Genomic DNA, 8,606 nt, shown 5'->3' with positions numbered 1-8,606 from the left:
GAATGATCTCGGATCAGAAGCGCATTCCTCTTTACAGTTTCAGCGTCGTATTCTTTTTGCCCTCGCATAATCGGTTTTAGCTCTTTCATAGCGCCTTTTAGATTATCCATTAAATCCATACGCTCTTTAATAATACCGGTCGCCCCGCCATGGCCATAAGCGACAGCTGAAATGGAAAAAATAGCCAAAATTATAATCACTGCATTTCTGTTCATGAACTCGTACCTAATCAATTTTCCACCAAGCGTTAGTTGAAGTTTACGCCTATAAATCACTTAATTTAATCTCTCTAGTTAACTACGAAAATGCCTTCAGGTGAAGCAAAACCAAACTAGCGGGTCGTTTCTCACTATAGTAAACATAAGAATTGCATATGTTGAGGTCTATTTATACATAAGGTGTCAGACAGACAATCGTGTGCGTCAGCACGATTATGTTTATACTCTCGAATATATTCTACCGATCATTACCCGGCTTGCTGGCCCTGACCACAGTCCGAAACTTATATAAGGCAAAAACCTAGTATGACCATCGACGCAAAAACGGTCTCGGCAGTACCCACCAATATCATCACTGGCTTCCTCGGTGTCGGAAAAACTTCTGCGATTCTGAACTTACTCAAACAAAAACCCGATAACGAACGATGGGCGGTACTCGTCAATGAATTTGGCGAAATTGGTGTAGACGGCAGTTTGTTTCAAGGCCAGAGCTCTCAAGAACAAGGCGTATTTATTAAAGAGGTGCCAGGCGGCTGTATGTGCTGTGCATCGGGCTTACCGATGCAAATTGCTTTAAACCAGTTACTTTCACGTGCCAAGCCCGACCGCTTGCTGATCGAGCCAACTGGGCTAGGCCACCCAATAGAAGTCTTAGAAGTACTGTCGGCAGAACACTATCAACAAGTACTCTCCCTACAAAAGACCCTCACATTGGTCGATGCACGAAAGCTAAGCGATGAGCGCTACACCCAGCATGATACCTTCAATCAACAGATATTGATTGCTGATATGATCATTGGCAACAAAAGTGACCTTTACCAAGACGGAGATGAAGCACAACTCACCCAATATATTAAGAAAACAATGGATAAAGCCCCTCCTGTTGTACTAACAAGTTATGGAAATATCGACATCGCACTTTTGAATGGGCCGACATCATCAGTGGTAACAGCCAAACATCACCATCATGAATCTGACGCACCTAGATTACTCATGGACTCGCCTATACCGGAAACAGGCTTTTTAAAAGCAACAAATAAGGGAGAGGGCTACGAAAGTATCGGCTGGCGCTTTTCGCCAGATAAGACCTTTAGCCATGCTGCACTTTTCAACTTCTTGAGTGGAGTCAATGCTGAACGAATGAAAGCCGTGTTTATCACTGACGAGGGAGTATTCGGCTATAACCTAACAACAGATGCCTTAACCGAGGTAGCACTGGATGAATGCCTGGAAAGCCGGATTGAAATTATTGGCAAGGGCTTATCTGCTGATATCGAAACTGAACTGATGGCTTGCATGTCAGAGCTCAACTAGTCTTTTCGAAAACGCTCTTTTAGATAATTTAAAGTACTTTGATCCCTTAAGGTCGCATCGGCGTGATTCGATTCATTAGCCAAGCTATTCGCTATCAGAGGATTTTCCTAAGTGCTTGCTAACCACAAAAGCCAGATAGCCAACAAGGGGTCTTGGAAAGTCATGCGCCATCCCTTCTATCTCGCGGAATTCAGCACCTTCAATCAGTTCAGCATTTTTTCTTCCGAACTTGATAGGAATGAGCCGATCTTCGGCACCATGAATAATCAAAGTGGGGACATTGACTCGCTGTGTAATCTTTTTGGTTTTCTTAGTCGCTACAATCGCAGAAAGCTGTCTTTTTGTACCGTACTTTTCAGCATCGCGCGCCAGAGCTTTCCGGAGTCGAGATTCTAACTCTTCTTGCTTTGGCGGGTGAGTCCTGCTGCTAATCAAACGGACGGTTTCCATTTTCAGGTCTAGCTGTTCTTCTTCGGCAGCCTGGCTCGACTTAAGCAAATGAAGCCCCAGCTTCATATTCCAAGGCATCACTAAACCACGACTATCTGCCGTAGACATGATCGAGGTTAAGCTAATAATACGATCATGATAAATACCAGCAATGATTTGAGCGATCATGCCACCCATTGAAGCTCCGACAATATGGGCCTGTTTACACTTTAGGTGGTCAAGCAGACAGACCGCGTCGTGGGCCATATGATATAGATCGTAGGGTGCGTCTATCTTCAAGCCAAACCAGTTTGCCAATACCTGTTTCAACACACGAGGAGCTGCATAGTGATCAAACTTGGTAGAAAGGCCAATATCTCGATTATCAAATCGGATAACGTAATAACCTTCTTCAGCAAGCAGATGACAGAACCGGTCAGGCCAAACAATCATCTGGGCACCTAAACCCATAATCAGAAGTACGGCAGGCCTTTTAGGGTTTCCGAAGGTCTCGTATTCAATACTTACATCGTTACATACAGCTTTAGGCATGGTGACAGCACGGAGGAAAAAACAATAACAATGGGTTTAAGTTTAGATGCCGATCGGAGATACGATGTGAAGGTTTTGTGTCAGTTCGGGCAATACAATTCGGTGGCAATGACCAGTTTGCCTTAGCGAGTTTCACTTGATATTTGTTCATATTGGGAATATATTCCCAATATGAACAAAGAAACGTTAAGCTACAAAAACACCTTAAGCCAATGTGTCATCTTTATGATGAAACCTTTGGTGCGCATACTCCTGAGGTCAGGAGTCGGTTTCTCTGACTTTGCCGAATGGGTAAAACATGCCTATGTGGCCGTTGCAGAAGAAGAGTTCACTGTCGATGGAAAGCCCCAGAGCACCTCTAGAATTTCGATTTTAAGCGGACTTCATCGAAAAGAGGTTGCACGAATTCGTAAAGAACTTGATGAAAGCAAGATTCCCACCACAACCACACCTGCCAACCGGGCAGAGAGAGTCATTAACGCATGGCTTAGGGAGCCGGCTTATAGCCGCGATCAAAACGCACCGCTAGACCTCCCTTTTAGCTCGAGTAACGCTGACACACCAAGTTTTGAGTCTTTAGTCAAAGAATATAGTGGCGATATTCATACAACGACCTTACTTGAAGAACTTACCCGTTTAGGTGCAGTGGAGAAACTTGAAAATGAACACCTACGGCTAAACCAATCCGGCTATATCCCGATACCCGAAAGCCTTGATCAGATTGAAGTCGCCGCACAATCAGCACACGATTTAATATCCACACTAAGCAACAATTTAAATCCAGATTCAGACGAACCTCGCTTCCAACGATCTGTTGCTTACTTGCACCTATCAAGTGACTCTATTCAAGAATTTAAACAATACAGCAAAAAAGAAAATGAAAAATTGTTGCTCAAGCTGAATAAGTGGCTTGCACAGCACGACATGCCATTAGCCGAACAAAAACACGCTTCCAATCAGTACAGAGCGGGAGTTGGAATTTATTATTTCGAAGAGCTCAACAATAAATCGAGCCAAGTTTAAAGGACCAACTGCAATGGACATTCAACATAAACTTAAGCCAAGTTTGTTTCTTCTCACCTTGAGCTTACTGTCATCTGTTTTCGTTGGCTGTAGTGAGTCCGAGAATGATGGCGGAATTACCGGAACGGGCGGCCCTCTGGAAAGCTACTTAAAGCACGGAATTGCTTCGAATAACCAGAACCCTAGCTATTGCGATATTTGCCTCGATGCCCCCGTACTCGAAAGCGATGGAAGTGCAGATGCCTCTTCTGACGAGTCAAGCGATAGCTACTCCCGAACTAATACTCAAGAAACAGGAGTCGATGAACTCGACTGGCTTAAGACCGACGGAAACCTGATATACAGCTACAATGGAGGTTCCGACATCAATATATTTGAATTATCGGAACAGACAGGTAAACACGAAGCGCTCAATACCATTACCCTCTCTACTTCACGTCATTACTTACAGGGCTTGTATCTGGAAGAAACACTCGAAAACAAAAAACTTATTTCAATCGCTAACGAATACGCTCAAGTCTATAGCGACTACTTCTGGCACTGGAGTGATAGCCGTATCAGTATTGATATGTATGACGTGGAAACACCTGAATCCACCATAGACAAAACCACATCTATACAGATAGAGGGTCAGTATGTCAGCAGCCGAAAAATCGGCTCAAAGCTCTATATCATTAGCCAATACAGTGCCTACCTCGACGACTATGTAATCTATCCCTATGAAGAAGATGATATTAGCCGTAACGAGTCATTAATCAGCAAGGCCACATTAGAAGACCTACTCCCAAGCGTCACCTTAAATGGCCAAACAAAGATTTTACTAGGTGAAAATGATTGCCATATTCCTAACGAGCCAGAAGATTCAACACAACCTACCCTGGCTATCGTTACTAAAATCGACCTTGGCGCTTCACATGATATGGCGCTTTCAGATATAAAATCCAGCTGCATCGCCGCCCCCATTGCCACAATCTACGCATCATTGAACGCCGTGTATATGGTAGAAAATGAATACAGTTACGAAAACGCAAATGATTCATCTTATAGCAGTACGGTCTACAAGCTAGACTATTCGGACAATGGTCTAGAGTTTGCTGGAAGCGTAGCCCTAAGCGGCCAAGTAGGCTGGAATGAACAGTTCAGACTTAGCGAGTATCAGGATCATCTGCGAGTCGTGACCACTGACCATTCCAGCACAGAGAGAAATATACATCGGCTACATACCATCAATATTGATGATACAGAGCTGAACCTGAATGCAACAATCCCTAATGAATCGGCTCCGGAAGCTATCGGAAAACCAGGAGAGTCAATCTACAGTGTTCGATTTGACGGTGACAAAGCTTATATCGTGACCTTTAGACAAATCGACCCATTTTATGTACTTGACCTATCTAATCACGACTCTCCTCGCGTCGCAGGTGAATTAGAACTGCCCGGCTTTTCAAACTACCTTCACCCCTTCGGCGATACACTTGTCTTTGGCCTAGGCCGCGGCTCGGAAGGTGGCGTCGCAACAAATAATATCAAACTCGCACTGTTTGACGTGAGCGATATGAGCAACCCGCTATTAGTGAATGAAGTACTGCTTGAAGGCGACACATCATATTCTCCTGCCGAATACACTCATACGGCCTTAAGTATCTTACCCGGCAACGATGAACACTCATGGCGTCTAGGTTTTTCAGCGAGCATATTAGAGGACTGGCAGTGGCAAAAAGACGCCTACTATCTTTTTGAGGTCAGAGATACTGAACACCCTGAGGGTGCTAGTCTAAATCAAGCCGGAAGCATAGTCGGTAGCGAACTCGGCACCGGGCAGTCAGGTAGTTATTACTATTCATCCTACGACCGAGGGGTTCTCACTGGCACTCACGTTCACTACTCTCATAGAGGATACTTGATCACAGAATTGTGGGATGACCTGGCTAACCCCGCTGACTGAATGAAACCCTTTTTTAAGCTTGTCGAAGCGTCAAGCTTACTTAGATGTAGGTGCAAACATTACATTTTCGACGCTACGTTTTGCCGGTTGATAAGTGTTCACTTTATGCTCGGCAGGGTAACCGATCGAAAGACCGCATAGCAGTTTATAGTCTTCTTCTATATCGAAATGCTTTTTGATCGGACTTGCCCAAGTGGCAATAGCGGCTTGAGGACAGGACCCCAACCCTTCTTCTACGGCAGCGAGCATGAGTGATTGCATAAAGATACCGGCGTCCAAAGCACTATAAAGACCAAGTTTGTCATTGATAAATATAAAAATTGCAGTGGGCGCACCAAAAAACTCAAAATTCTTTTGCATTTGCGCCTCACGTGCCTCGTAGTCACTTCTTTCAATGCCCAGTGTTTCGTATAGCCCCATGCCACAATCAAACTTGCGTTTCTTAAGCTCATCAGGGTAACTGACGTCGGGGTTATAATCGCCGTCGGGCAAAACACCACTTGTTAACCCCTGCCAAATTTTGCTTGGTAACGGAAGGCGCTTAATCCGGCTAGCTTTGGCGAACTTGCTAGATAATTCGTCAGCTATCTTATTTTTTGTGCTACCGCTAGCAATTGCAATTCGATAAGGTTGAGAGTTACCTCCACTGGGTGATAGCAATGCTTTGCTGATAACGCGCTCCAAGACATCATCCGGAATACTTACAGGTGTGAATTGACGAATGCTACGGCGCGTCTTCAAGGCTTCAGAAAGTTTCATAATTCGTCCTCATGTACCAATATTTCGAAGGTGTGTATGCAAGTATAAGCACGGGCTATTGGTTTATATATAACCTATAATGAAAGATACTATTGCGTTATCTGCAACTTCTCCCAGAAATGCACGTTAATGACACGCAGAAGAAGCTCGTCGTAAATGACGTATTATCGGTTTATCAGGCGGTCAAGGCAGGTATGGGAATCTCTATGCTCCCCAGTTATCTTATCGAAGAGGACATTAAAGCCGGGAGACTCGTCGAACTGTTCTCAGGACAAAAGAATACCCCCATGAAGTTTTTTTACTGTTCCCCTCAACTGAGTTTATGCCTTTAAAGTTACGCGTTTTTATAGATTTTATGTTAGATCAATTTGTCGATGCGTCTTAATACTCAAGGTGAGTGTCAGCTTGGCCAGATTCGATTAAAAGGTTGACGCCGCAATGTCGAATACCGGTTCGAGAAAAAAGCTTCGAATTCCAAACTACTCAAAACAGCAAGATGAGCAAATCAGCCGAGTTTGACCTCATTCACTTATCAACAGTCACCATGAGATATCGCTGCCAAAATACCTTTCATTGCCACATCTCTAACCCTGTCTATACTGAATACAAAAAGAACAAGCCATTCCTTCAATCAAACGGCCTTCAATATGTTTCGCGATGCAACAATACGTCTAAAAGTAATATCTGGATTTGCCCTATCCACACTCGTTATCCTTTTGGTTGGACTGATCGGTTTTAATGGTATTAGTAAGCTATCAGATAACCTATCATTTATCGTGGGTCCAGCATGGGACAGCGCTGATGGAGCGATGGAGGCAGAAATTGGTCTGGAAGCTCAAATGCTTGCAGTAGAGAAAATCTTTCAAGGTTATCATTACGATAAAGGGCTAGAGTCAATCAAGGAAGCCCAACAAAGCACCGATGAAGCGATAGATCAGCTCCGCGATGCAGGGCTCATGGACGCCACTCAAATCGAAAATTTTTCCTTAAACAAAAGTCAGTATAAAAAGCTGCTCGAAGAAGTGCTAAAAGAGTATAAAGACTTTGCCTTCTTAAAATATCAATATGATGAAAATGCAGAAAAATTCGTCAAACTAAGTAGCGAAATAGAAGCAATCGGAGATTCAACGGTCGAACAACTAGAAAAGTCCCCCTCTCAATTAGTCACATGGGATACTGGCCTAAATAATATGTGGTTGGCTGCCGATGGCGCAATGGAGTCTAGTATCGGCTTACTCTCTGGTCTCTACCATATGGCTCGTTTTATCGCAAAGAGCGAAGAGCATAGTGCCGCACAATACAATCTGAACGAAGCGCTCGCATTCCAAAAAGAAGCAGCAAAGGAAATGTTCAGTACTGGTGCATTCAAATTAAATGCAGGAAGCAAATGGCAAAACCTTAGTTATGAAGAGGCCTACACAAAACACTTAGACAAACATGAAGAACTAACAAAAAAGCTGTTTGCAGCAACTCACGCATATCAAACAACTCATATCAAATACATCACAATTGCTGACCAACTCCTGGTGCAGTTGGGTAAATTTGAAGAAAGCGGAGATCGAGTAGTTGAAAATGAAGTCGATGTCATTAATCAAATTCAACAGGCGACACTAAGCGTTATGACGATGACTGCAATTGGCGGCGTCGTGGTTGTGATTATCTTCTCTTTACTTCTACTGCGCTCAATCCTCAGCCCCTTAAACGAAATTAGCACGCGAATTGAAGACATAGCACAAGGAGAAGGAGACCTCACACTGCGTCTCAACATGGAGTCAAAGGATGAACTCGGCACCCTAGGAAATCACTTTGACAGCTTCCTTGATAACATCCATAACATTATTAGCCAGGTATCTAGTCGTTCTGTAACAATGTCGGCAGAGATCACGGAAATGGACAACGTTGCTCAACGAACAAATGAGAGTGTAGACGAACAAAGACGTCAAACAGACCTAATCGCTACAGCCATCAATCAGATGTCCTCAAGTGGTCGAGAAATTGCTCAAAATACCGAAAATGCGGCGAGAAGTGCGACCGAAGCGAAAATTGTCAGTGAAGAAGCCGAACAAATTGTCACCGAAGCAATCTCGACTATCGGCAGTTTATCAGCTGAAATTGAGGATGCCACAGGCGTCATCTCAACACTTGAAGATGAGGTCAATCAAATTGTAAACGTCCTCAACGTGATCGTTGGAATCGCGGAACAAACAAACCTCCTTGCTCTCAATGCCGCAATCGAAGCTGCGCGAGCAGGTGAGCACGGTAGAGGATTTGCTGTTGTTGCTGATGAAGTTAGAGGCTTGGCAGGACGCACTCAACAAAGCACAGAAGAAATACAAGAAATGATTGATCGACTCAAAAGTGGATCA

7 protein-coding genes and 1 pseudogene are annotated in these 8,606 nt (G+C 43.9%); 5 read left to right on the top strand and 3 right to left on the bottom strand.

Annotated elements, in window-relative coordinates; translation table 11 throughout:
* A pseudogene (locus tag A3761_RS10770) lies at window positions 1–215 on the bottom strand (cytochrome c); the annotation flags it as partial.
* Between the two features lie 309 nt (window positions 216–524).
* Here A3761_RS10770 and A3761_RS10765 point away from each other — a divergent pair.
* Window positions 525–1,532 carry a GTP-binding protein gene (locus A3761_RS10765; protein WP_068553312.1) on the top strand — a complete coding sequence of 336 codons (1,008 nt, stop codon included), beginning with the start codon at window positions 525–527 and terminating at the stop codon, window positions 1,530–1,532.
* A gap of 84 nt (window positions 1,533–1,616) precedes the next feature.
* Here A3761_RS10765 and A3761_RS10760 read toward each other — a convergent pair whose 3' ends face one another.
* Window positions 1,617–2,513 carry an alpha/beta fold hydrolase gene (locus tag A3761_RS10760; protein ID WP_068509440.1) on the bottom strand — a complete coding sequence of 299 codons (897 nt, stop codon included), beginning with the start codon at window positions 2,511–2,513 and terminating at the stop codon, window positions 1,617–1,619.
* A gap of 171 nt (window positions 2,514–2,684) precedes the next feature.
* Here A3761_RS10760 and A3761_RS10755 point away from each other — a divergent pair, with 171 nt between their 5' ends.
* Together A3761_RS10755 and A3761_RS10750 are read left to right on the top strand one after the other, a co-directional pair.
* A complete protein-coding gene (locus tag A3761_RS10755; RefSeq protein ID WP_068509442.1) occupies window positions 2,685–3,536 on the top strand; it encodes a DUF6502 family protein in 852 nt (283 codons plus the stop codon).
* A 13-nt stretch (window positions 3,537–3,549) separates the two neighbouring features.
* Window positions 3,550–5,481: a beta-propeller domain-containing protein gene (locus tag A3761_RS10750; RefSeq protein WP_068509444.1), complete on the top strand. Its 1,932-nt coding sequence runs from the start codon at window positions 3,550–3,552 to the stop codon at window positions 5,479–5,481.
* 36 nt (window positions 5,482–5,517) lie between these two features.
* Here the strand turns inward: A3761_RS10750 and A3761_RS10745 are convergent, their stop codons facing one another.
* Complete coding sequence (locus tag A3761_RS10745) at window positions 5,518–6,240, bottom strand: nitroreductase (RefSeq protein WP_068509447.1); 723 nt, start codon at window positions 6,238–6,240, stop codon at window positions 5,518–5,520.
* Window positions 6,241–6,359: 119 nt separating this feature from the next.
* On the opposite strand from A3761_RS10745, the gene A3761_RS29005 reads away from it, so the two are divergent.
* Together A3761_RS29005 and A3761_RS10735 are read left to right on the top strand one after the other, a co-directional pair.
* The gene (locus A3761_RS29005; RefSeq protein WP_068509449.1) at window positions 6,360–6,572 is read left to right on the top strand and encodes a LysR substrate-binding domain-containing protein; all 213 of its coding nucleotides are present in this window, start codon (window positions 6,360–6,362) and stop codon (window positions 6,570–6,572) included.
* Window positions 6,573–6,887: 315 nt separating this feature from the next.
* Window positions 6,888–8,606 (top strand): methyl-accepting chemotaxis protein (locus A3761_RS10735; protein WP_068750201.1); only part of this gene is annotated, 1,719 nt, incomplete at its 3' end.

The organism is Oleiphilus sp. HI0123, assembly GCF_001635315.1.
The sequence above is the reverse complement of the archived record's forward strand: the minus strand, read 5'-3'. Positions and strand labels throughout refer to the sequence as shown.

Excerpts from the sequence above, each read along its gene's own strand:
- A3761_RS10750 (WP_068509444.1), top strand. The coding sequence starts at position 3,550 with ATGGACATTCAACATAAACTTAAGCCAAGTTTGTTTCTTCTCACCTTG.
- A3761_RS10760 (WP_068509440.1), bottom strand. The coding sequence starts at position 2,513 with ATGCCTAAAGCTGTATGTAACGATGTAAGTATTGAATACGAGACCTTC.
- A3761_RS10765 (WP_068553312.1), top strand. The coding sequence starts at position 525 with ATGACCATCGACGCAAAAACGGTCTCGGCAGTACCCACCAATATCATC.
- A3761_RS10755 (WP_068509442.1), top strand. The coding sequence starts at position 2,685 with ATGAACAAAGAAACGTTAAGCTACAAAAACACCTTAAGCCAATGTGTC.
- A3761_RS10745 (WP_068509447.1), bottom strand. The coding sequence starts at position 6,240 with ATGAAACTTTCTGAAGCCTTGAAGACGCGCCGTAGCATTCGTCAATTC.
- A3761_RS29005 (WP_068509449.1), top strand. The coding sequence starts at position 6,360 with ATGCACGTTAATGACACGCAGAAGAAGCTCGTCGTAAATGACGTATTA.